The organism is Allostreptomyces psammosilenae (assembly GCF_013407765.1).
Taxonomy (GTDB): Bacteria; Actinomycetota; Actinomycetes; order Streptomycetales; family Streptomycetaceae; genus Allostreptomyces; species Allostreptomyces psammosilenae.
Genome location: NZ_JACBZD010000001.1, coordinates 4,534,065 through 4,555,082, shown reverse-complemented (window position 1 = coordinate 4,555,082; position 21,018 = coordinate 4,534,065). Strand labels below are relative to the sequence as shown.

General features: G+C 73.5%; 18 protein-coding genes and 1 tRNA gene. 12 read left to right on the top strand and 7 right to left on the bottom strand.

The window, feature by feature from the left end:
• The first annotated feature begins 161 nt into the window (after window positions 1-161).
• The 4 genes from FHU37_RS18800 (at window position 162) to FHU37_RS18785 (ending at window position 5,169) form a co-directional block, all read left to right on the top strand.
• On the top strand, window positions 162-1,481 hold the full coding sequence (locus FHU37_RS18800) for a peptidoglycan-binding domain-containing protein (RefSeq protein ID WP_179815307.1): 1,320 nt from the start codon (window positions 162-164) through the stop codon (window positions 1,479-1,481).
• A gap of 146 nt (window positions 1,482-1,627) precedes the next feature.
• A complete protein-coding gene (locus FHU37_RS18795) occupies window positions 1,628-2,713 on the top strand; it encodes an NAD-dependent epimerase/dehydratase family protein (protein WP_179815306.1) in 1,086 nt (361 codons plus the stop codon).
• A gap of 676 nt (window positions 2,714-3,389) precedes the next feature.
• On the top strand, window positions 3,390-4,313 hold the full coding sequence (locus tag FHU37_RS18790; protein ID WP_179815305.1) for an NAD-dependent epimerase/dehydratase family protein: 924 nt from the start codon (window positions 3,390-3,392) through the stop codon (window positions 4,311-4,313).
• A gap of 154 nt (window positions 4,314-4,467) precedes the next feature.
• Window positions 4,468-5,169, top strand: coding sequence for a hypothetical protein (locus FHU37_RS18785; RefSeq protein WP_246449993.1), 702 nt, complete (start codon window positions 4,468-4,470; stop codon window positions 5,167-5,169).
• A gap of 93 nt (window positions 5,170-5,262) precedes the next feature.
• Here FHU37_RS18785 and FHU37_RS18780 read toward each other — a convergent pair whose 3' ends face one another.
• Entirely contained in the window at window positions 5,263-6,096 is an 834-nt protein-coding gene (locus FHU37_RS18780) for an undecaprenyl-diphosphate phosphatase (protein ID WP_179815304.1), read from the bottom strand.
• A 389-nt stretch (window positions 6,097-6,485) separates the two neighbouring features.
• On the opposite strand from FHU37_RS18780, the gene FHU37_RS18775 reads away from it, so the two are divergent.
• On the top strand, window positions 6,486-7,181 hold the full coding sequence (locus FHU37_RS18775; RefSeq protein WP_179815303.1) for a hypothetical protein: 696 nt from the start codon (window positions 6,486-6,488) through the stop codon (window positions 7,179-7,181).
• Window positions 7,182-7,301: 120 nt separating this feature from the next.
• On the opposite strand, the gene FHU37_RS18770 is transcribed toward FHU37_RS18775, so the two are convergent.
• From FHU37_RS18770 to FHU37_RS18760, 3 genes are all read right to left on the bottom strand, one after another.
• A complete protein-coding gene (locus tag FHU37_RS18770) occupies window positions 7,302-7,559 on the bottom strand; it encodes a chaplin (RefSeq protein WP_179815302.1) in 258 nt (85 codons plus the stop codon).
• A 113-nt stretch (window positions 7,560-7,672) separates the two neighbouring features.
• The gene (locus tag FHU37_RS18765; RefSeq protein WP_179815301.1) at window positions 7,673-7,918 is read right to left on the bottom strand and encodes a chaplin; all 246 of its coding nucleotides are present in this window, start codon (window positions 7,916-7,918) and stop codon (window positions 7,673-7,675) included.
• 116 nt (window positions 7,919-8,034) lie between these two features.
• The gene (locus FHU37_RS18760) at window positions 8,035-8,292 is read right to left on the bottom strand and encodes a chaplin (protein ID WP_179815300.1); all 258 of its coding nucleotides are present in this window, start codon (window positions 8,290-8,292) and stop codon (window positions 8,035-8,037) included.
• Window positions 8,293-8,586: 294 nt separating this feature from the next.
• Here FHU37_RS18760 and FHU37_RS18755 point away from each other — a divergent pair.
• Window positions 8,587-8,658: transfer RNA gene (locus FHU37_RS18755), tRNA-Val, on the top strand.
• Between the two features lie 117 nt (window positions 8,659-8,775).
• Here the strand turns inward: FHU37_RS18755 and FHU37_RS18750 are convergent.
• Both FHU37_RS18750 and FHU37_RS18745 read right to left on the bottom strand, forming a co-directional pair.
• A complete protein-coding gene (locus FHU37_RS18750) occupies window positions 8,776-9,264 on the bottom strand; it encodes a GNAT family N-acetyltransferase (protein WP_179815299.1) in 489 nt (162 codons plus the stop codon).
• A gap of 55 nt (window positions 9,265-9,319) precedes the next feature.
• A complete protein-coding gene (locus tag FHU37_RS18745) occupies window positions 9,320-10,600 on the bottom strand; it encodes an ROK family transcriptional regulator (protein WP_179815298.1) in 1,281 nt (426 codons plus the stop codon).
• Between the two features lie 297 nt (window positions 10,601-10,897).
• Here FHU37_RS18745 and FHU37_RS18740 point away from each other — a divergent pair, with 297 nt between their 5' ends.
• The 6 genes from FHU37_RS18740 to FHU37_RS28435 all read left to right on the top strand — a co-directional run bounded on the left by FHU37_RS18740 (window position 10,898) and on the right by FHU37_RS28435 (window position 18,777).
• A complete protein-coding gene (locus FHU37_RS18740) occupies window positions 10,898-12,598 on the top strand; it encodes an ABC transporter substrate-binding protein (protein ID WP_179815297.1) in 1,701 nt (566 codons plus the stop codon).
• A gap of 56 nt (window positions 12,599-12,654) precedes the next feature.
• Window positions 12,655-13,644, top strand: a complete 990-nt coding sequence (locus tag FHU37_RS18735; protein ID WP_179815296.1) for an ABC transporter permease — start codon at window positions 12,655-12,657, stop codon at window positions 13,642-13,644.
• Window positions 13,645-13,666: 22 nt separating this feature from the next.
• Complete coding sequence (locus FHU37_RS18730; protein WP_179815295.1) at window positions 13,667-14,653, top strand: ABC transporter permease; 987 nt, start codon at window positions 13,667-13,669, stop codon at window positions 14,651-14,653.
• Window positions 14,650-15,582 (top strand): ABC transporter ATP-binding protein, encoded by a 933-nt coding sequence (locus FHU37_RS29085; RefSeq protein WP_179815294.1) that lies wholly within the window; start codon window positions 14,650-14,652, stop codon window positions 15,580-15,582. Before FHU37_RS18730 ends, FHU37_RS29085 begins: the two co-directional genes overlap by 4 nt.
• Window positions 15,579-16,502, top strand: a complete 924-nt coding sequence (locus FHU37_RS18720) for an ABC transporter ATP-binding protein (RefSeq protein WP_179815293.1) — start codon at window positions 15,579-15,581, stop codon at window positions 16,500-16,502. Before FHU37_RS29085 ends, FHU37_RS18720 begins: the two co-directional genes overlap by 4 nt.
• 139 nt (window positions 16,503-16,641) lie before the next feature.
• On the top strand, window positions 16,642-18,777 hold the full coding sequence (locus tag FHU37_RS28435) for a glycoside hydrolase family 36 protein (RefSeq protein WP_179815292.1): 2,136 nt from the start codon (window positions 16,642-16,644) through the stop codon (window positions 18,775-18,777).
• 62 nt (window positions 18,778-18,839) lie between these two features.
• Here FHU37_RS28435 and FHU37_RS18710 read toward each other — a convergent pair whose 3' ends face one another.
• Window positions 18,840-21,017 carry an alpha-galactosidase gene (locus tag FHU37_RS18710; RefSeq protein ID WP_179815291.1) on the bottom strand — a complete coding sequence of 726 codons (2,178 nt, stop codon included), beginning with the start codon at window positions 21,015-21,017 and terminating at the stop codon, window positions 18,840-18,842.
• Between the last annotated feature and the right edge of the window lies 1 nt (window position 21,018).

Here is a 21,018-nt window from a genome sequence, read left to right as displayed (position 1 = left end):
GTCGCACGCCCGGGCGGCGTGGGGGAAGCGGTGCGTCCGGGACGGAGCGGCGTGCATAATCGTCACTCGTTCGTGTGGAGCCCGCGGTGCGCCAGGCGCTCACGGACCACCAGAGGGGGGCGAGCGACGGGCCCGCATGCGGCGCGACGAGGGAGACCACGATGACGGCAGCTGATCAGGGTCGCCCCGGCTCGGACGGCGACCGGGGCCCCGCCGGCCCCACCGGCTCCGCCGCGCACACCGAGGGCAACCCGGGGAAGCGGGGCCCCGGCCCCGAGCCAGACCCGGGCCACGGCCCCGGTCCCGGTCCCGAGCAGCCGCCCACGCCGCTCGTCCGCCCCTACGTCGCGGGCCCCACCGACGGCGCCGACCGCTCCGGCGCCATGGAAGGGCCGGACACCCCGCCGGCCGGCACCGACGGGACCCGGCCCGACGGCCCACCGCCCGGCACGTCCCGGCCCGGCGGACCGGCCAACGACGCCGAACAGACCACCGTCCTCGGCCGGATCGACCCCGCGGCGGCCGACCCCGGCCCGTCCGGCGGGGAACCCGCCACCCGGACCCTCCCCCTCGTCCCGCAGGCGCCCACCACCATCGGCCGCCCCGACGGCGCCTGGCCGAACGGACCGACCGAGGTCGACACCGAGGCCGGGCAGGACACCGCCCGCGGTGGGCGCGGCTCCCACCGCCAGCCCCGCAACCGCGGCCTGATGGTGTTCGGATCGGCCGCCGCCGTCGCCGCCGTGGCAGTGCTCGGCACCACGCTGGCCTCCCCCACCGGGAACGAGGTCGACGACCTCACCGGACTCAACCTCCCCACCGGCTTCGCCTCCCCCGCCCCCTCCGACTCCCCCACGGCCTCGGCCACGCCGTCGCCGTCCGCCAGCGCGTCCAGCAGCGCCGCCCCGTCCGCCCCGCCGACCGTGGCCGCCACCGCCACGGAGACCGCCGACGCCAGCGCGTCGCCGTCGCCCAACACCCCCGACGGCACCCCGTCGGCCGGCGATTCGGACGGTGGCGAGCAGACCTCCGCACCACCGGACGCCGCCCCGTCGGACGACCGCGGCTCCGGATCGGGCGGGGGCGGCAACGACAACGGCGGCTCGGACGACGCCTCCTCCTCACCCCCGGGCAACAGCCGGCCCGGCGACCCGCAGGGCGGCTCGGGCGGCGACGAGGAGGACACGTCCGGCGGCGACGACGCCGGCCAGGACGGGGGCGACTCCGGGGGCGACGGCGAGGAGGAGCCCACGGACGGCGGGACCCTCGCCCCCGGGGACGAGGGCGAGGAGGTGGAGGACCTCCAGCGCGACCTCAACACGATGGGCTACCGCTGGGTCCGGGTGAACGGGCGGTACGACGAGGCGACCACCTCGGCGGTGTACCGCTTCCAGGACGACCACGACGTCGTCGGCGACCCGCCCGGCGTCTACGGCCCCAACACGCGGGAGACCATGGACCGGGCCCTCGGCCGCGGCTGACCGGCCCCGCCCTCACGGGCCCGGAGGTCGGCCCACCGGGGTCGCCCCGTACCGAGCGCGAGACCCACCGAGGTTGACCCACCGGGCCCGGGGTAGCCGCCGACGCGCCCGGACAACCGCGCGAGCCGAGGAAGGGCCCGGCTCTCATGACCTCACCCCCCAACGGGATGCGGGTGGCCGTCGTCGGCGCCACCGGAAACGTCGGCACCAGCGTGGTGCGCGCACTCACCGACGACCCCGCGATCGCGTCGGTGCTCGCCGTCGCCCGCCGCCCACCACGCCGCGCCGACTGGTCCCCCGGCAAGACCACCTGGCTGCCCGCCGACATCACCCGGGACCACCTCACCGGGCACCTCGACGGCTGCGACGCGCTGATCCACCTCGCCTGGGCCCTCCAGCCCTCCCACGACCCGGTCGCCACCTGGCGGAACAACGTCCTCGGCGCCCTGCACGTCTTCCGGGCCGTGGCCCAGGCCGGCGTCGGCGCGCTGATCCACGCCTCCTCCGTCGGCGCCTACTCACCCGGCCCCCAGCAGCGACGGGTCGACGAGTCCTGGCCCACCCACGGCTGGCCGAAGGCCGCCTACTGCGTGGAGAAGGCCTACCTGGAACGCGCCCTCGACGCCTTCGAGTGCCGCCACCCGCGGATCCGAGTGGTCCGGATGCGCCCCGGCTTCCTCTTCAAACGGGAGGCGGCCCGCGCCCAGGCACGCCTCTTCGCCGCGCCCGCGCTGCTACCGCACGCCGTGCTGCCCGACGCCCTGGCGAGCCGCCTCGCCCTCCAGCGGCTCGTGCCTGCCGTGCCGAACCCGCCCGGCCTGCGCTTCCAGGCCCTGCACACCGACGACGCCGCCGAGGCCTACCGGCTCGCCACGCTGCGCCCCGTCTCCGGGGCCTTCAACCTGGCGGCCGAACCCGCGGTGGACGCCGACCTGCTGGGCAGGATCCTGCGCGCCCGCCCCCTGCCGCTGCCCACCCGCCCGCTGCTCGCCGCCGCGTCCGCCGCCTGGCACCTCCGCCTGCTGCGCGCCTCACCCGACCTGCTCGACGCCATGCTCCGACTGCCGCTGATGGACGCCTCCCGGGCCGGGCGCGAACTGGGGTGGTCCCCCCGCCACACCGCCGGCGAGGCAATCGAGGACCTCCTCCGCGGCCTACGCGAACCCCCGCCGGCCCCCACCCCTGCGCTGCGCCACGCCGTCAGCCCGGAGCCCTGGCTGGCCCGACCGTAGGGCCCCGGCTGTTTCCCCGGGCTTTGCCCCCTTGTTGGGCTCCCCTTTTGGCGGCCCCTTGTCCCCGGGATGCCCCACCCCTTCACCCCGCCCCATTACCCAACTTCAGTGCTCAAACTCTCGCCCCGCCCCCATTACCCAACTTCAGTGCTCAACCTCTCGCCCCGCCCTCACCGCCCAACTTCAGCACCCCCCTCCTTCATCCCGCCCCCATCGCCCGCCACCTGGCCCACCCCCTTTCGCCCACCCCCCTCGTTACGCCGGCCCGATTCCCACCCCTCACTGATTTCCTGCCATTGACATGCTCTTGCCCAAATGCCCCCGGGGGGCCCGAAGGGGGACGCCCTTATTTCAAGGCTTTCACAGAAATGGGGTGGCTCCACAGTCCCCTTTCGCCGCCTGTGGATAACTCCGGTTCAGGGCATGCCAATAAGCGGTCGCCCCTCCAGATCGCCATCCCGCCCCAGAACCACTGGACCGCGGAAGCGCCGAGCCACCGAGCCCTCAGCCACAAGAGCACCGAACCACCGAGCCACCCAGGCCGCCCCCTTCCTCGCTGGACCACCAGGCCGCCGGGGACACCCCTTCCACCCCGCCACCCCGAGCAAACACTTGCACGAGCCGTATCGCATCGCCAACAATAGAAAGCGCATGCAACCAACTGGAGGTACTGCCCATGCGTGTCTTCGTCACCGGCGCCAGCGGATACATCGGCGGCTCGGTCGCCGCGCGTCTGGTCGAAGCGGGTCACGAGGTGACCGGCCTGGTCCGAACGGCCGAGAAGGCGGACGCCCTCCGGGAGCGGGGCATCGCCCCGGTCCTCGGCGGCCTCGACGACCGTGACGCCCTCACCCTGGCCGCCGACGGGGCCGACGCGGTGATCAACGCCGCGGACAGCGATCACCGCGGCGCCGCCGAAGCCCTGGTCGACGCGCTCGCCGGCACCGGCAAGGCGCTGCTGCACACCAGCGGCTCCAGCATCGTGGGCGACGACGCCCGCGGCGAGGCGTCCGACCGGACCTTCACCGAGGCGGACGTCGCCCCGGGCAGCCCGTGGCAGCCCGAGCCGGACAAGGCTCCGCGGGTGGCGATCGACCGGCTGGTCCTCGCCGCGTCCGAGCGCGGCGTCCGGTCGGTCGTGCTGTGCAACACCCTCATCTACGGGCACGGCCACGGCATCGCACGCGACAGCGTGCAGGTCCCCCGGCTGGTCCAGCAGGCCCGGCGCAGCGGCGTCGCCCGGCACATCGGCCCGGGCCGCAACATCTGGTCGACCGTCCACATCGACGACGTCGTCGACCTCTACACCAGGGCGCTGGAGGCGGCGGCCCCCGGCTCCTTCCACTTCGTCGAGAACGGCGAGGCGTCCTTCGCCGAGATCGTGCAGGCGATCGCCGACACCCTGGGGCTCGGCACCGCCCAGCCGTGGGACATCGACTCGGCGATCGAGGAGTGGGGGTACGAGGCGGCCGTCTACGCCCTCGGGTCCAACAGCCGGGTGCGCGGCGTCGCCCCGCGCGAGCAGCTGGGGTGGAAGCCCCAGCACGACTCCGTCACCGACTGGATCCGCCGTCGGCTGACCGCGACCGAGGCCGGCTGAGTCGACGGGCGGGTGCCAACCGAGCCGCCGAGCCGCCGGACAACCCCCGGAGCGCCAGGCTCCCACGCGGCCGAGGGCGGGCGAGGGCTGGCGAGGGCTGGGCGACGGCGGGCGCCGTTGGCGTTCGGGGCCTGCCACGGGTCACAGTGGCCCCATGAGCCCCGAGCCCAGCGCACCCGACCACGCCCACGGCCTCCCCGGCTTCGGCGTCGACGAGTTCCAGCAGGTGCTGCTCCGCCGCATGGCCGACCACCGCCCGGAGCTCGTCGAGGAGGCCCTGCGCCGGCTCGGCGCCGGCCGCGCGGCGATGCGGGAGGCGAACCGCCGCTGGCAGGCGATGGTGCGCTCGCGCACCTTCCCGCGCGGCGAGCGGCGCTACCGGCTGGTCCTCGGCCCGCCCGAGTCGCGGGTGACCCGCCAGGTGGGCGACCTGCCCTGCACGGCGCTGTGGTGGCGGCTGCCGCTGTGGCCGGATCTCCGCTTCGAAGTGCTGCTCGGTCCGGACGGGGCGGCCTGGAACGAGTGGCTGGTCCGACCGGATCCGGCGACGGCGCCGCCCCTGCGCACCACGGCCGACCTGCGCCCCTGGGGGGCCGTGGTGGACGACGTGGCGCGGGCCTTCCCGCCGGCCCGGCCGCTGGAGGGCAGCGCGCCCACCCGGTGGGGGCTCGCGTTCCGCGCGCCGGATCCGGACGGGCTGCCGCAGCGGTGCTCGGCCGAGTTCACCTGGGGCCTGCTGCAGCGCTGGACGACGGAGCCGGAGCCCCAACCGAGTCCCGGGACCGAGCCGGGGCCCGGATCGCCGACGGGGCCCGGGTCGGCGACGGGGCGAGCGCCGGGGCCCGGGGCGGGCTGAACCGCGCCCCGGGGCGGAGGCGTCCGGGCTCGGGAATCTCCGACGGCCGAGGCCACCGGTGGCGGGGGCCGTCCGGCGCCCGGACCGCGGAGGTCAGTGGGCGCCGGCGCTGGGGTCCAGCACCCCGAAGAGAACCAGGCACCACACGGCGATGCCCAGCAGCACCCGGTAGACGACGAAGCCGGTGAAGCTGTGGGTGCTGATGTAGCGCAGGAACCAGGCGACCGCCGCGTAGCCGACCGCGAAGGCGATGATCGTGGCCACGATCGTCGGCCCCCAGGCCGGGCTCTCCCCGCTGCCGATGTCGAACAGCTGCAGGCCGCCCGAGGCCAGCACCGCCGGGATGGCCAGCAGGAAGGAGTAGCGGGCGGCGACCTCGCGCTTGTAGCCCATCAGCAGGCCGGCGGTGACCGTGCCGCCGGAACGCGAGACGCCCGGCACCAGCGCGAGCGACTGGGCGAAGCCGTAGACCAGGGACTCCTGGAAGTTCAGCTTGTCGAATCCCCGGTTGTTCAGGGCGATCCGGTCGGCGATCAGCAGGATGATGCCGAAAACGATCAGGGTCGTTCCGATGAGCCGCAGATCGCGGAACGTCGTCTCGATGGTGTCCTCGAACAGCAGCCCCAGCACGCCGATCGGGATCGTGCCGACGATCACGTACCAGCCCATCCGGGCGTCGAGCTCGGAACGGAGCGCCGGCGTGTACAGCGAGCGGAACCAGGTCGAGACGATGTTGACGATGTCCTTGCGGAAATAGATCAGCACCGCCGCCTCGGTGCCGATCTGGGTGACGGCGGTGAACGCCGCACCCGGGTCGTCCCAGCCGGCGAACGCGGAGACCACGCGCAGGTGGGCGCTGGAGGAGATCGGCAGGAACTCGGTCAGGCCCTGGACCAGCCCCAGGATGACGGCCTCGAACCAACTCATGCCGCACCGCCCCGGAACTGCTCGGACACGGGTACTGCGGTGGCGGTACGGAGCCGCTGTATGGGGGCTGCGCTGGACGACGCCGCGGCGCGGCCGAGTGCGCGCCGGTGGGAAGCGGTCTGCATGTAGTCGGGCCGTTTCTGGATGTGGCGAGATCTGCACGGACTGGCGAACGAAGAGTACCGGTCCGCGGCACACGTCCATCCGTTCGGCTCCACCCCCACCCGGCTCCTGAACAACGGATGAACTCCGGGAGACACATTCGCCACACATCGGTCGCCGGCCCGCCTCGGCGCACCGCGCGCCGCTCCCCCGGCGGGCGGGGCGGGCACGGAAAGCGGTGCGGTCCGCGCGGTTGCGACCGGCCGATCCCGGGGAACGGGCATCTCATGCGTAATCGACGTCTGGTGGCCGTCGCCGTCGCGGTCACCACCGCCTCCGTGACGGCCACCCTCACGGGTTGCGACGGCGGTGGGACCGTGGACGGCTCGGCGGCCTCCCCGTCGATCACCCTGCCGCCCTCCGGGGCACCACCCGCCCCGACCTCCCCGCCGCCCTCCCCCTCACCGCCGGCCTCGCCGTCCCCCTCCCCCTCGGTGAGCAGCAGCGCGCCCCTGGGCATCACCCCGCCCGGCACGGAACTGCTGATGGGAGAGGCCGCGGTGCTGTCGCTGCCCGGAGCGGGCGCGGACGGCGGCGACCTCACCGTGCTGATCACCCCGCAGGCCGTCGAGCAGGGGGACATCGCGGACTTCGAGGGGTTCGAGGTGGCCGAGGAGCACACCGACGACACGCCGTACTACGTGACGGTCGGCTACGAGCTGCTCGCCGGGGAGCCCTCCGAGGAGCCCGAGCTGAGCAATCCGCTGGCCGCCGCGACCGGGGAGGGCGACGCCGCGGCCAAGGTGAGCCTGCTGGGGTCGCTCCCGGCCTGCGCGGACGACCCCGCCGAGGGCTGGACGGAGGACGGCACCCGCACCGAGTGCGAGGTCTTCTTCGTCGGCTCGGGGGAGCGGGTGGCCTCCCTGCTGTGGTACGCCGCGCCGGACACCGCGCCGGTGACCTGGCGCCTGGAGCAGGAGTGAGCCGGGTCCGGCGACGGCCGGCGAGGACCGGCGACGCCCCGGCGGTGAAACGCCGGGGCGGGCGGGGACACCGTGTGATCGGTGTCCCCGCCCGCCCGTCCACACCGGGCTACCGGGCCGTCAGCGGCGGTCCTGCTCCTTCTCCACGTTGGCGCAGGTGTTGCCGAGGGTCGGGTTGAGCACGCCGATGATGTCGACGGTGTTGCCGCACACGTTGGCCGGGATGTGGATCGGCACCTGCACGACGTTGCCGGAGACGACACCCGGGGAACCGATCGCGGCGCCCTCGGCCTCGGCCTCGGCGTTGGCGGTACCGGCGATGCCGCCGACCAGGCCACCGGCCATCGCCACGACGGCGAGGGACTTCTTGACGTTCATGTCACTCCTCGGGATGCACTGATTGCGATTCGGACCTCCGCGGCTGTCCACGGAGGTCCGCGGAGGTCGGGGGAGAGCCGGGCCGCCGTGGTGGCGGCCCCTGCCGGGGGCGGTCAGCCCTTCTCGGCGTTGACGCAGGTGTTGCCGATCGTGGGGTTGAGCACGCCGATGACGTTGATGGTGTTGCCGCAGACGTTGGCCGGGATGTGGACCGGCACCTGCACGGCGTTGCCGGAGACGACACCCGGGGAGCCGACCGCCGCGCCCTCGGCCTCCGCCTCGGCGTGGGCCGTGGTGGCGCTGCCCGTGATCAGGCCGATGGCCAGGGCGCCCAGCGCCAGGGTCTTCTTGAGGTTCATGGCACTTCTTCCTCGTCTTGGCCTCACACGGAGGCCACGGGAACCGGAGGGCGGGCCCGGCGGACGGGAGCGAGTTTCCGTCCCCGGGCCCGCGCCTACTCGGAGCGGGGAGCCGCTCAGCGCCCGGCTTCGACGTCCTTGTCGACGTTGGCGCAGGTGTTGCCGAGGGTCGGGTTCAGCACGCCGATGATGTCGACGGTGTTGCCGCACACGTTCACCGGGATGTGGATCGGCACCTGCACGGCGTTGCCGGAGACGACACCCGGGGAGCCGACCGCCGCGCCCTCGGCCTCCGCCTCGGCGTGGGCGGTCCCGGCGAGACCGGCGACGAGACCACCGGTCATGGCGACGACGGCGACAGACTTCTTGATCATCCTCAAAATCTCCTCATTCGCGTTCCGAGCGTTGCGAGCGTTGCGAGCCAACCGGGTGACCCGGCACTGCACTCAACGCGGCGGCCACCGATCGGTTGCGGCACCCACCACCGCATTCACACGTTCGGGGGGTTACACCCGCTCCGACCTGCGTCGAAGCGGCTCTCCCTCGGCGTGTCGCGCGACCGGAGCCCAGCTCGATTGACCCTGGCGCCCCTCGAACAGGTACGCTGTGTCCCTCCGTACGCGTGCACGGCCCCCGGCTGCTCCCCGCAACCGGTCCACGCCACGCACGGGCGCATAGCTCAGTGGTAGAGCACTGCTCTTACAAAGCAGGGGTCGGCGGTTCGAAACCGTCTGCGCCCACCCGGCGGCCCTCCCCCGTTTCCCGTGGAAACGCCCGGGGACGGCCGGTATCGGCACGGCCGGCGTTCGCCAGCCGGCGTTCGCCACGGCCGTGACGCGGCTTCGGTTGGCGAGCCGTCACCGCGGGGGCGGCTCGGCCGCGGGCGGCGGCCCGAGCGGCCACCACAGCTCCGGGCGCTCCCAGTCCACGCCGGAAGGCGCCGCGGGGAGGGTGCCGACGCGCCGGGCGCCGGTGCGCCGGTAGAAGCTCTCGGCCGGCGGGTGGGAGACCACCCGCACCCCCGGCAGCCCGGCCAGCCGTGCCTGCCCCAGCATGTGGTCGACCAGTCGCCGGCCCAGTCCCCTGCCCTGGGCGTGGTCGGCCACGAACAGCAGGTCCAGCTCGGCCGCCTCCGGGGGGTCGGCGACGAGCGCGTAGAAGCCCAGCAGGCGCCCGCCGGCGTCGGCGGCCCGGAAGACCAGGTGGCGGGCGACGTAGCCGGGCGTGACCCGGTATCCGGCGATGCTGGAGGCGTACCGGCCCTGGTAGGCGCTGGAGGCGTGGATCAGCTCGGTGATCGCTCCCGCGCTCCGCCTGCCGGCCCGCTCGATCACCGTCGTCCTCACCGTCGCAGTATGTCAGTGCCGCCGGGCCGCCCCGGCGGCGGGCGCGATCCGGTGCTCAGGCGCTGGTGAGGTGGGCGGGGGCGGGCTCGGAGTCGGAGAGGTTGTCGGGGAGCTGGAGGCCCTGGCGCAGCGGGACCAGCTCGCTCTGCAGCACCATGGTGGCCGCGCCGATGGCGGAGGCGGTGGCGGCCGAGCGGGAGAGCCGGACCTCGACGCGGTGCGCGGCGCGGGGGAAGAAGGCGCGGTCGAGTTCCTCCTGGACCACCGGCAGGTAGGTGGAGCCGGCTATGGCCAGGCTCGGCCCGGTGAGCACCAGGAGTTCGACGTCCATGACGTTGGCCAGCGTGCGGGCGGCCACGGCCAGGTAGCGGGCGGAGCGCTCCAGGATGGCGCGGGCCCCGGGTTCGCCGCGGCGGGCGGCGCGGGCGACGGCGGCGAACTCGGCGGCCACCGAGGGCCGGGAGCGCTTGCGGCCGGTGAGGCCGGCGGCGCGGGCGACCTTGGCGTCGGCGCGGGCGGCGGCGACCACCGCGGCCGGGCCGCCGAGCACCTCGGTGCATCCGCGCGCCCCGCACCAGCACTCGGGGCCGTCGACGTCCAGGCAGATGTGGCCGATCTCGCCGGCGTTGCCGCTGGCGCCGCGGTAGGCCACGCCGTTGACCATCAGGCCGGCGCCGATGCCGCTGCCCATGTAGAGCGCGGCGAAGGTGGAGGTCTGTCCGACCAGGCCGGACCAGTGTTCGCCGAGGGCGGCGGCGGTGGCGTCGTTGTCCAGGATGACCGGCAGGCCGGTGGCCTCGGAGAGGGCGCGGTCCAGCGGGAAGTCCTCCCAGTGCCGCATCGAGGGGGGTGTGAGCCGCATGCCGCTGGTGGGGGTGAGCGGGCCGGGGGAGACCAGGCCGAGGCCGAGCACGCGGCCGCGTTCGACCCCGGCGCCGTCGATCAGCGCCTCCACCTCCCCGGACATCCGGTCGACGACGGCCTGCGGCTCCTCCGCCCCCACGCCGGGGCGCGCGGTGCGGGCGACGACCGAGCCGCCGAGGTTGGTGAGGACGTAGGCGATCCCGGCGTGGTCGAGGTGGACGCCGACGGCGTACCGGGAGGACTGGTTGAGCTGGAGCAGGACCCGGGGCTTGCCGCCGGTGGACTCCGCGCGCCCGCTCTCCAGCACCAGGCCGTCCTGGATCAGCCGGCGGACCACGGTGGAGATGGTGGCGCCGGTGAAGCCGGTGGCGTCGATCAGGCCGACGCGGCTGATGGTGCCGGCCGCCCGGATCACGTCCAGGACGGCGGCCCTGCTGCTCGCGTGCGGAATGGCTCGTGCTGCTCCGCCCACTTGGTCCCTCCACCTCACGCCACGCTGTCGCGCTCATGATGCCGGATGCCGCCCGGCGGATCTCGCCAGGCAACTTTGTTAGCTTACCTTCCTTACTCCGCCGCAGGTCAATGCGGCGGGGCGGGCGGGACCGGCCACCCACGCCGCACCCGGACCCCCGCCCTCCGACAGCGCACGAGGTATTGACTTTCTTTCTTTGGCGGCTTAACAATCCGCCTATCGCGACCGACTAGGCCTGTCAGGGGTCCGGTTGGCACAGGCACACCGAGGTGCCGACCAGTTGATGGAGGATCGAGCATGTTCCACAGGAGAGGGCCCCGCCGGCACGGGCGCGCGGCGGCGATCGGGACCGTCGCCCTCGCCCTCGCGGCGGCAGGGTGCACGGGCTCGGCGAACAACGGGGGCGGCGGTGCCGGGGGCACCGACGCCGACACCCTCATCGTCTACACCGGACAGGCCGGCGACTGGCAGATCAACTTCAACCCGTACTCCCCCACCATGCTGGAGGGCCCGGGCACGATCTTCGAGCCGCTCTTCTACTACAACAACCTGAGCGACTCCGAGCCCACGCCGCGCCTGGGCACGGACTTCTCCTGGAACGAGGACGGCACGGAGCTGACCATCTCCCTGCGGTCCGACGCCACCTGGACCGACGGCGAGCCCTTCACCGCCGCCGACGTGGAGTTCACCCTCGACATGGTGGCCGAGAACCCCACGCTGAACAGCACCGGTTACGCCGGCGACGCCGAGGCGGTGGACGACACAACCGTCCGGATCACCTTCGAGGAGCCGGCGTACATGGAGGAGGCGCAGATCCTCGGGAAGCTGTTCATCGTCCCCGAGCACATCTGGGCCGACCTGGAGGACCCGGCGACCAACGTGATGGAGAACCCGGTCGGCACCGGGCCCTTCACGCTGGGCCAGTTCACCCCGCAGGCCTTCACGCTCACCGCCAACCCCGACTACTACGACGGGGAGCCGGCGCTGAAGAACGTGCGCTACGTCGCGCTCTCCGGCAACCAGTCCGGCGCCGACGCCCTCTCCGCCGGCACCATCGACTGGCAGACCGGACCGGTGCCGGACATCGCCAACGTCTCCGAGAACTACCCCGGCTACGAGGCCATCACCGTCCCGATGAACCAGACGACGCTGATGACCTGCTCCAACGCGGAGATGGGGTGCACCGGCCCGCAGACCGACCAGGCCGTGCGCCAGGCGATCTACTACGCCATCGACCGCACCCAGCTGAACGCCCTCGCCTTCGAGAACACCTCCAGCGAGATCTCCCCCGGCTTCGCCCTGCTGGAGCGCGACGCCGAGTACATCTCCGACCAGCTGCCCGAGCCCACCGCGCCGATGTCCCCGGACACCGCCCGCTCCGACGAGCTGCTCCAGGGCGCCGGCTGGACCAAGGGCGGCGACGGCATCTACGCCAAGGACGGCGAGCGGCTCTCGCTGACCGTCAAGGTGGTGGCCGGCTGGACCGACTACATCACCGCCGTCGACACCATGGCCCAGCAGCTCAAGGCCGCCGGCATCGAGCTGGTCGCCCAGCAGGTCTCCTGGAACGAGTGGTCCGACGCCCGCGGCCGCGGCGAGTACCAGCTGCTGATCGACTCCCTCTACCAGGGGCCGGCCGCCGACCCCTACTTCCTGTACAGCTACTTCTTCTCCAGCGACACCACCGCCCCGGTCGGTGAGGTCGCCCAGCCGAACTTCGCGCGGTACTCCGACCCTGCCGTGGACGAGGCGCTGGCCGCGCTGAAGAGCATCAACCCCGAGGACACCGCGGCCCGCCAGGCGCAGTTCGACGTCATCCAGACCCGGATCGCCGAGGCGATGCCGTACATCCCGGTCCTCACCGGCGGCACCACCAGCGAGTACCACGCCGAGAAGTTCACCGGCTGGCCCACCCTGGACAACCTCTACGCGATCCCGGCGGTGTGGTCGCGCCCCGACCAGTCCCAGATCTTCCTGAACCTGAAGCCCGCGAGCTGACGGTCGCCTAGCGCACCACCCCCCGAGGAGAAGCTCCTAATGATTGGCAACCATCCATGAGGTACTACGCCAGGAAGATCGGGTTCTACCTCGTCGCCCTGTGGGCGGCGCTGACACTGAACTTCCTCATCCCGAGGTTGATGCCGGGTAACCCGGTGGACATCCTCATGGCCAAGCTGCAACAGCGCGGCGGGGTCGTCGACCCCGAGGCGCGCCGGTCCTACGAGCTTCTCCTCGGGGCGAACACCGACGAACCACTGCTCTCCCAGTACTTCTCCTACCTGGGCAACATGGCCCGCGGCGACCTCGGCGTCTCCGTCAGTGCCTTCCCCGCCCCGGTCTCCGACGTGATCTGGCAGTCCCTGCCGTGGACGATCGTGCTGGTCGGCATCGCCACGCTGATCTCCTTCGTCCTCGGCGTGGTCCTCGGCGCCCTGGTCGGCTGGCGCCGCGGCACCTGGCTGGACTCGCTGGTGCCGGCCACCACCGTGCTCTCCGCGGTGCCCTACTTCTGGCTCGCCCTCATCCTGGCCGCGATCTTCGCCTCGGCCCTGCGCTGGTTCCCGCTGCTGGGCGGCTACGACGTCTCCCTGATGCCCGGCTGGAACTGGGAGTTCATCTCCTCCGCCGTCTACTACGGCACGCTGCCCGCGCTCACCATCGTGATCTCCTCGGTCGGCGGCTGGCTGCTGGGCATGCGCAACATGATGGTGTCCACCTCCTCCGACGACTACATCCTCACCGCCCAGGCCAAGGGCCTGCGCGAGGGCCGGATCATGACCCGCTACGCCGCGCGCAACGCCGTGCTCCCCTCGGTCGCCGGCTTCGCCATCTCGCTGGGCTTCGTGGTCTCCGGATCGATCGTCACCGAGCAGGTGTTCTCCTACCCCGGCATCGGTTCCAAGCTGCTCCAGGCCGTGCAGAACAACGACTACGCGCTCATGCAGGGCATCTTCCTCGTCATCACGGTGGCGGTGCTGGGCGCCAACATGATCGTCGACCTGCTGTACGGCGTCATCGACCCGCGCACCCGCGTCGGCAACTGATCGAGGAAGGAGCCCGAGAACCATGACGAACCTGACTCCCCTCACCGAGATCGCCGACGAGGGCGCCCCGCGGGCCGAGGCCACCGCCCCGACCGCCCCCGCCAAGGCCCCGCGCCGCAGCGGCGCCCGCTCGCTGCTGCCCCGCTGGTCGCCGCGGCTCGCCATCGGCCTGGGCCTGGTGGGCGCGATCTCCCTGTTCGGCCTGATCGGCCCGTTCCTGGTGGGCGACCCCAACGCCATCAGCAACATCGGCCTGGCCGGGCCCAGCGGCGAACACCTCCTCGGCACCACCCAGACCGGCCAGGACGTCCTCGCCCAGCTCGCCCACGCCACCCGCGGCTCGCTGCAGATCGGCCTGCTCGTCGGCGTGCTGGCGACCGCCCTGTCCGCCCTCTTCGGCATCATCGGCGGCTACGTCGGCGGCTTCGTCGACGAACTGTTCTCCCTGCTGTCCAACGTCATGCTGGTCATCCCCGGCCTGCCGCTGGTCATCGTCATCTCCGGTTTCGTCCCCGCCGCCCAGCGCGGCTGGTGGACCATCGCGCTGGTGCTGGCCATCACCGGGTGGGCCGCCTCGGCCCGGGTGCTGCGCGCCCAGACCCTCTCCCTGCGCAACCGCGACTACGTGGCCGCCGCCCGGGTGGCCGGCGAGCGCCCCTGGCGCGTGGTCTCCGTGGAGATCCTGCCCAACCTGCTGCCGGTGCTGGCCTCGCAGTTCGTCTTCGCGGTGATCGCCGCCATCCTCAGCGAGGCCGGCCTGTCCTTCCTGGGCCTCGGCGCCTCCAACTCCTCCACGCTCGGCACGATGCTCTACTTCGCGCAGAACGGCTTCGCCCTGCAGCGCGAGGCGTGGTGGTGGTTCGCCCCGCCCGGCCTGCTGATCGCCCTCTTCGGCTGCGGCCTGTCCCTGATCAACTTCAGCATCGACGAGATCATCAACCCCCGGCTCCGCACCGCCACCGCCGCCAAGCGCTCCGCCCGCAAGACCACGAGGAGCACCGCCGCATGACCGTCCCCACCCAGACCAGCCCGCAGCCCGGGCCCGCCACCGCCAACGACGTGGTGCTGACGGTGGACCGGCTCAACGTGATGTACCAGGTGGACAACCCGGTGCACGCGGTCAAGGACGTCTCCCTCACCCTGCGCCGCGGCGAGATCCTCGGCCTCGCCGGCGAGTCCGGCTGCGGCAAGACGACCCTGGCCTACGCCATCAACCGGCTGCACAAGCCGCCGGCCGAGGTCACCAGCGGCTCCATCACCTTCCACGACCGCGGCGGCCGGGACATCGACCTGCTCGCCCTGGAGAACGAGGAGCTGCGCGCCTTCCGCTGGTCCAAGCTCTCCATGGTGTTCCAGGGCGCGATGAACGCCCTGAACCCGGTGATCTCCATCCGGGCGCAGCTGGAGGACGTGCTCACCACGCACGAGCCGAAGATGTCCAAGCAGCAGCGGCGGGAGCGCTGCGCGGAGGTGCTGCGGCTGGTCGGCGTCGACCCGGCGCGGATGAACTCCTTCCCGCACGAGTTCTCCGGCGGCATGCGGCAGCGCGTGATGATCGCCATGGCGCTGCTGCTCGACCCGCAGGTGATCATCATGGACGAGCCCACCACCGCGCTCGACGTGGTGGTGCAGCGCGGCATCCTCCAGGAGATCCTGCGGCTGCGCGACGAGCTCGGCTACGCCGTCATCTTCATCACCCACGACCTGCCGCTGCTGCTGGAGCTCAGCGACCGCATCGCCGTCATGCTCAAGGGCGAGGTCGTCGAGTACGCCACCGCCGAGCAGATCTACCGGCTGCCCGCGCACCCCTACACCCGCAGGCTGCTGGACTCCTTCCCCAGCCTGACCGGCGACCGCGGCGCCTTCCTGCGCACCGGCGAGTCCAGCGCCCGCGACCACGCCACCGAACCCGACCCGACGAAGGGGAAGCGGCCATGACCACGCTCGAAGTACGCGACCTGGTCAAGGACTTCCCCGTCCGCTCCGGGCTGCGCCGCTCCACGCTCCGCGCGGTCGACCGGGTCTCCTTCACCCTGGTGCCCGGGCGCACCGTCGCCCTGGTCGGCGAGTCCGGCTCCGGCAAGTCCACGGTGGCCCGGATGATCGCCCGGCTGGAGCGGCCCAGCTCCGGGCGCATCCAGGCGGTCAAGTCCGACGGCCAGGGCGTGAGCGACCGCGAGTACCGCGACCACGTGCAGATGGTGTTCCAGGACCCGTTCGCCTCGCTGAACCCGTTCCACTCCATCGAGCACCACCTCGCCCGGCCGCTGAAGCTGCACGGCCGCGGCGGTGACCGGGCGGAGACCCGCCGTCAGGTGGAGCAGCTGCTGGAGCGGGTGAACCTGACGCCGGCGGAGGACATCGCGCAGCGGCGCCCGCACGAGCTGTCCGGCGGTCAGCGCCAGCGGGTCGCCATCGCCCGCGCGCTGGCGCCCGGCGCCCAGGTGGTCGTGGCCGACGAGCCCGTCTCCATGCTGGACGTCTCGATCCGGCTGGGGGTGCTCAACCTGCTCGCCCGCCTCCAGCGGGAGGACGACCTGGCGGTCCTGTACATCACGCACGACCTGGCCACCGCGCGGCACTTCTCCGACGACATCCTGGTGATGTACCGGGGGCGGGTGGTGGAGCGCGGGCCGGCCGACGACGTGATCCTCAACCCGCAGCACCCCTACACGCAGCTGCTCGCCTCGGCGGCCCCCAATCCGGACGCCCGCGGCCGGAGCCGCTTCACGGCGCCGACCGAGGCGGAGCGGGCCGCCTTCGGCCAGCGCGCCTACGACCACAATCTCGGTTCCTGGGTGACGCCGGACGGCACACCCACCTCCGAGGGCGCCCCCGGGCGCGAGCGCGTGGGGTAGGCCCTCCCCCGACCCGGGCCTCCCCACCGTCGCGGCGGGGCAGGTTCCCTCCGCGGGACCTGCCCCGCCGACGTGTGCCCGCGCCCGGACACCGCCCCACCGCCCGCCGAGTCCGACCACGCCCCCGAGGAGCCGCCCCGTGTCCCCCGACACCACCCTGACCTGGTCCGGCAGCGACGTGACCCTGACCCTGACCACGGGCGGGGACCGGCCGGTCGGCCTGGTCTCCCTGCGCCCCGCCGGCACACCGGCGCCGCCACCGGCGGATCCGGCCGCGGTCGCGCCGCTGGTGGAGGTGATGGCGCTGGGGCACGGCCGTTTCCCGGGCAGCCACCGCTACGCCGACACCACCGTCGGGGCCCGGCTGCGCTACACCGGCCACCACACGGACCACCGCGGCGGCGTCGCCGAGCTGCGGGTCACCCAGCTCGACGAGGCCACCGGCCTGGTCGCCACCAGCGTGTTCCAGGCCAGCGACGGCGCGCCCGCCGTGCGCTGCTGGACGGAGCTGACCGTCCGCGGCGAGGGCTCCGTGCGGCTGCTGGCCGTCACCTCGCTGGCCACCGGCGCCTTCCTGGCCGACTCCGGGCGGACCGTGGACGACCTGGACGTGGTGCACGGCGACTCCGACTGGGTGGTGGAGTCCCGCTGGCACCGCACCCCCCTGCGCGAGGCCGGGCTGCCGCAGATGGATCCGGTGGCGCACCACCACCCCTCCCGCAGCCGGTTCGCGCTGACCTCGCGCAGCTCCTGGTCCACCGGGGAGCACCTGCCGACCGGGGCTCTGGTGGCGCGGGACGACGGCTGGGCGTGCGCCTGGCAGATCGAGCACAACGGCGCCTGGCACTGGGAGGTGGGTGAGCGCCAGGTCGGCGCGTACCTCGCGCTGCTGGGGCCGACCGACGCCGAGCACCAGTGGAGCACGGTGGTCACCGCGCGGGACGGCTTCCGCACCGTGCCGGTGTCGGTGGCGGTGTGCGCGGGCGGGCTGGACGACGCCCTCGCGGCGCTCACCCTCCAGCGCCGGGCGCTGCTGGTGCCCCGGCCGTCCCGGGCGCTGCCGGTGATCTTCAACGACTACATGAACACCCTGATGGGGGATCCGACGACGGAGAAGCTGCTGCCGCTGGTCGACGCGGCCGCGGCGGCCGGCGCGGACTACTTCTGCGTGGACGCCGGCTGGTACGACGAGGACGGCCGCTGGTGGGACAGCGTCGGCGAGTGGCGGCCCTCGCGGACCCGCTTCCCCGGCCCGCGCGGCCTGGCGGAGGTCACCGACCGGATCCGGGAGCGCGGCATGGTGCCGGGCATCTGGCTGGAGCCGGAGGTGATCGGCGTGCGCTCGCCGATGGCGGCGGCGCTCCCGATTGAGGCGTTCTTCCAGCGCCACGGCGAGCGCGTCGTCGAGCACGGCCGCTACCACCTGGACCTGCGGCACCCGCGGGCGCGGGCGCACCTGGACGAGGTGGTGGACCGGCTGGTCGAGGAGTTCGGCGTCGGCTACTTCAAGCTGGACTACAACATCATGCCGGGCCCGGGCACCGACCTGGGCGGGCTGGCCCCGGGCGAGGGGCTGCTGGCGCACAACCGGGCCCACCTGGAGTGGCTGGACGCGCTGCTGCGGCGCCACCCCGGGCTGCTGATCGAGAACTGCGCCTCGGGTGCCATGCGGATGGACTACGCGATGATGTCGCGGCTGCACATCCAGTCCACCTCCGACCAGCAGAACCCGCTGCTGTACCCGCCGATCGCGGCGGCGGCGCCGGCCTCGCTGCTGCCGGAGCAGGCGGGCAACTGGGCGTACACGCAGCCGGAGATGAGCGTGGAGGAGTCGGCGTTCACGCTGGCCACCGGCGTCCTCGGGCGGCTGTACCTGTCCGGCTACCTCAACCGCATGGAGCCGGGGCAGCTGGCCCTGGTGCGCGAGGCGGTCGAGGTGCACAAGGGGCTGCGCGACGCGGTGGCGTCGTCCGTGCCGTTCTGGCCGCTGGGCCTGACCGGGCCGGCGGGGCCGTGGGTGGCGCAGGGGCTGCGGGACCCGCGGGGCCGCGGGGACAGCCTGCTGACGGTGTGGCGGCGCCCGGGCGCGGCGGACGTGCTGGAGCTGCCGGTCGCGCACCTGCGGGGCGCCGAGGTGGACGTGGAGGTGCTCTTCCCCCGCGCGGCCCCGGACTGGGCGTTCGACTGGCGGTCGGACACCGGTGTGCTGCGGCTGTCCTGTTCTTCCGGCGCGGTGCCGACCGCCCGGGTGCTGCGGCTGCGCCGGCGCGCATGACCGGCCGTCCACGGCGGGTGGTGGGGCGGGGCGGGCGACCGCCCCGCCCCACCACCGTCCTCCTAGTCGACCCGGGTGGCGCGGATCAGCACCAGCCGTTCGGGGTAGAGCACCGGGGCCTGGAGCCCGGCGACCTGAAGCGCCCGGCCGCTCAGCCGGACGCCGTCGGCGGTCCACCACGGCAGGGCGGCGCCCCAGTGGTGGGCGTTGCCGTCCGGGACGTCGCCGGGGGCCTGCGGGCGCACCTGGTAGGTGGCGTCGGGGCGCAGGCCGGGGAGCCGGACCGGTCCGGTCGGGTAGAGCGCGGAGGTGGCGGTGGCGACGAGCGCGTAGACGGCCTCCGAGCCGTCCTCGGCGACGACGCCGTGCAGCTGGTAGGCCGGGTCCGGGTGGTCGGCGTGCACGGCGGTGCCGGTGTGCAGCAGTGGGCGCAGTTCCTTGTAGAGGGTCACCCACTCGGCCAGCCGGGCCACGTCCTCCGGTTCCGCCTTGGTCAGGTCCCATTCGATGCCGAAGTGGCCGAACAGGGCGGTGCCGGCCCGGAAGTCGATGGGGTGGCGGCGCTCGGTGGTGTGGGAGGCGCCGGAGCCGACGTGGGTGCCCATCAGCTCCAGCGGGATGAGCGCGTTGGTCCAGCGCTGGATGCTCTGGCGCTCCAGGGCGTCGATGCAGTCGGAGACCCACACCCGGTCGGTGCGCTCCAGGATTCCCAGGTCGACGCGGCCGCCGCCGGAGGAGCAGGACTCGATCTCCACGCCGGGGTGGCGACGGCGCAGCTCGTCCATGAGCCGGTAGGTGGCCAGGGTCTGCTCGTGGACGCCGGCCCGGCCGGTGATCTGGTGGCCGGCCTCGACCAGGTCCCGGTTGTGGTCCCACTTCAGGTAGGAGACCGGGTAGGTGGTGAGCAGGTCGTCGAGGCGCTCCAGGATGTAGGCGTAGGCCTCGGGGATGCCGAGGTTGAGGACCTGCTGGGAGCGGGCCCGGCCGGGCAGCCGGTCGCCGGTGGCCATGATCCACTCCGGGTGGGCGCGGGCCAGGTCGGAGTCCTCGTTGATCATCTCGGGTTCGACCCAGATGCCGAACTGCATGCCGAGGCCGGTCACGTGGTCGGTCAGCGGGCCGAGGCCGTCGGGCCAGACCTCGTCGGAGACGTACCAGTCGCCGAGGCCGCGGCGGTCGTCCCGGCGGGAGCCGAACCAGCCGTCGTCCAGGACGAAGCGCTCGGCGCCGACGGCCGCCGCGGCGTCGGCGAGCTGGCGCAGGCGGTCCAGGTCGTGGTCGAAGTAGACGGCCTCCCAGGTGTTGACCACAACCGGCCGCGGGCTGGTGGGGTGGTGGGGCCGGGAGCGCAGGTGGCGGTGGAAGCGGGCGGAGAGCTCGTCCAGGCCGGTGCCGTAGGAGCCGTACTGCCAGGGCGTGGTGTAGGTGTCGCCGGGGGCCAGCAGCCCTTCGCCGGAGAGCAGCAGTTCACCGGAGCCGAGCAGCGAGACCGAGTGGAAGGTGCGTTCGGCGAAGGTGCGGTGGTTGCCGGACCAGGCGGTGTGCACGCCCCAGACCTCGCCGGAGCGGTTGCCGAAGCCGGCGGTGCCGGCCACCAGCAGGTAGGCGGAGTCGTAGCCGGTGCGGCCGGTGCGGTTCTCCCGCACCCGCAGGCCGTGGGTGAAGGCGGTGCGCTGCGGGCTGCGCTCGCGCAGGTGGCGGCCGGTGAAGTCGAGCAGTTCGGTGGCGACGGCGGGCACCGGCAGGGTCAGGTTCACGGCCTCGACGGCGAAGGGGGCGGCGCCGCGGTTGGTGACGCTGGCGCGCTGGCGGACCAGGCCGGATGCGGTCAGCTCGATGAGCAGCTCCAGTCGCAGGCCGGCGCCCTCGTCGGCGGCGCGCACCACCACCCGGCCGCCGGCGGCGTCTTCGGTGCCCGTGACGTGCGTCTCGGTGACCCGGAAGGCGGTGGAGAAGGCGGTGCCGGCGCGGTTGCCGACGAGGCCCGGCGTGCCCAGCCAGCCGGCCGACTGCTCGGGCAGCACGGCCACCTGGACCGGCCCGTCCACCGAGAAGCCGATGGGCTGGGGGGACTGGGCCAGCCGGACGGCTTCCAGCTCCCGCGCTCCCAGTGCGCCGAGGTCGCCGCCCCAGTGCACCACGCGCGGGAGCGTTCCACCGGAGAGGTCCAGCACGAGAGAGACGCCGGCCGCGCGCAGGTGCGCGAGGCCGGATTCGAAGGAAGCGGTGTGTGTTGCCACG

What these genes read in the sequence shown, in the direction of transcription:
- FHU37_RS18800 (WP_179815307.1), top strand. Translation starts at nt 162, where the DNA reads ATGACGGCAGCTGATCAGGGTCGCCCCGGCTCGGACGGCGACCGGGGC.
- FHU37_RS18795 (WP_179815306.1), top strand. Translation starts at nt 1,628, where the DNA reads ATGACCTCACCCCCCAACGGGATGCGGGTGGCCGTCGTCGGCGCCACC.
- FHU37_RS18790 (WP_179815305.1), top strand. Translation starts at nt 3,390, where the DNA reads ATGCGTGTCTTCGTCACCGGCGCCAGCGGATACATCGGCGGCTCGGTC.
- FHU37_RS18785 (WP_246449993.1), top strand. Translation starts at nt 4,468, where the DNA reads ATGAGCCCCGAGCCCAGCGCACCCGACCACGCCCACGGCCTCCCCGGC.
- FHU37_RS18780 (WP_179815304.1), bottom strand. Translation starts at nt 6,096, where the DNA reads ATGAGTTGGTTCGAGGCCGTCATCCTGGGGCTGGTCCAGGGCCTGACC.
- FHU37_RS18775 (WP_179815303.1), top strand. Translation starts at nt 6,486, where the DNA reads ATGCGTAATCGACGTCTGGTGGCCGTCGCCGTCGCGGTCACCACCGCC.
- FHU37_RS18770 (WP_179815302.1), bottom strand. Translation starts at nt 7,559, where the DNA reads ATGAACGTCAAGAAGTCCCTCGCCGTCGTGGCGATGGCCGGTGGCCTG.
- FHU37_RS18765 (WP_179815301.1), bottom strand. Translation starts at nt 7,918, where the DNA reads ATGAACCTCAAGAAGACCCTGGCGCTGGGCGCCCTGGCCATCGGCCTG.
- FHU37_RS18760 (WP_179815300.1), bottom strand. Translation starts at nt 8,292, where the DNA reads ATGATCAAGAAGTCTGTCGCCGTCGTCGCCATGACCGGTGGTCTCGTC.
- FHU37_RS18740 (WP_179815297.1), top strand. Translation starts at nt 10,898, where the DNA reads ATGTTCCACAGGAGAGGGCCCCGCCGGCACGGGCGCGCGGCGGCGATC.
- FHU37_RS18735 (WP_179815296.1), top strand. Translation starts at nt 12,655, where the DNA reads ATGAGGTACTACGCCAGGAAGATCGGGTTCTACCTCGTCGCCCTGTGG.
- FHU37_RS18730 (WP_179815295.1), top strand. Translation starts at nt 13,667, where the DNA reads ATGACGAACCTGACTCCCCTCACCGAGATCGCCGACGAGGGCGCCCCG.
- FHU37_RS29085 (WP_179815294.1), top strand. Translation starts at nt 14,650, where the DNA reads ATGACCGTCCCCACCCAGACCAGCCCGCAGCCCGGGCCCGCCACCGCC.
- FHU37_RS18720 (WP_179815293.1), top strand. Translation starts at nt 15,579, where the DNA reads ATGACCACGCTCGAAGTACGCGACCTGGTCAAGGACTTCCCCGTCCGC.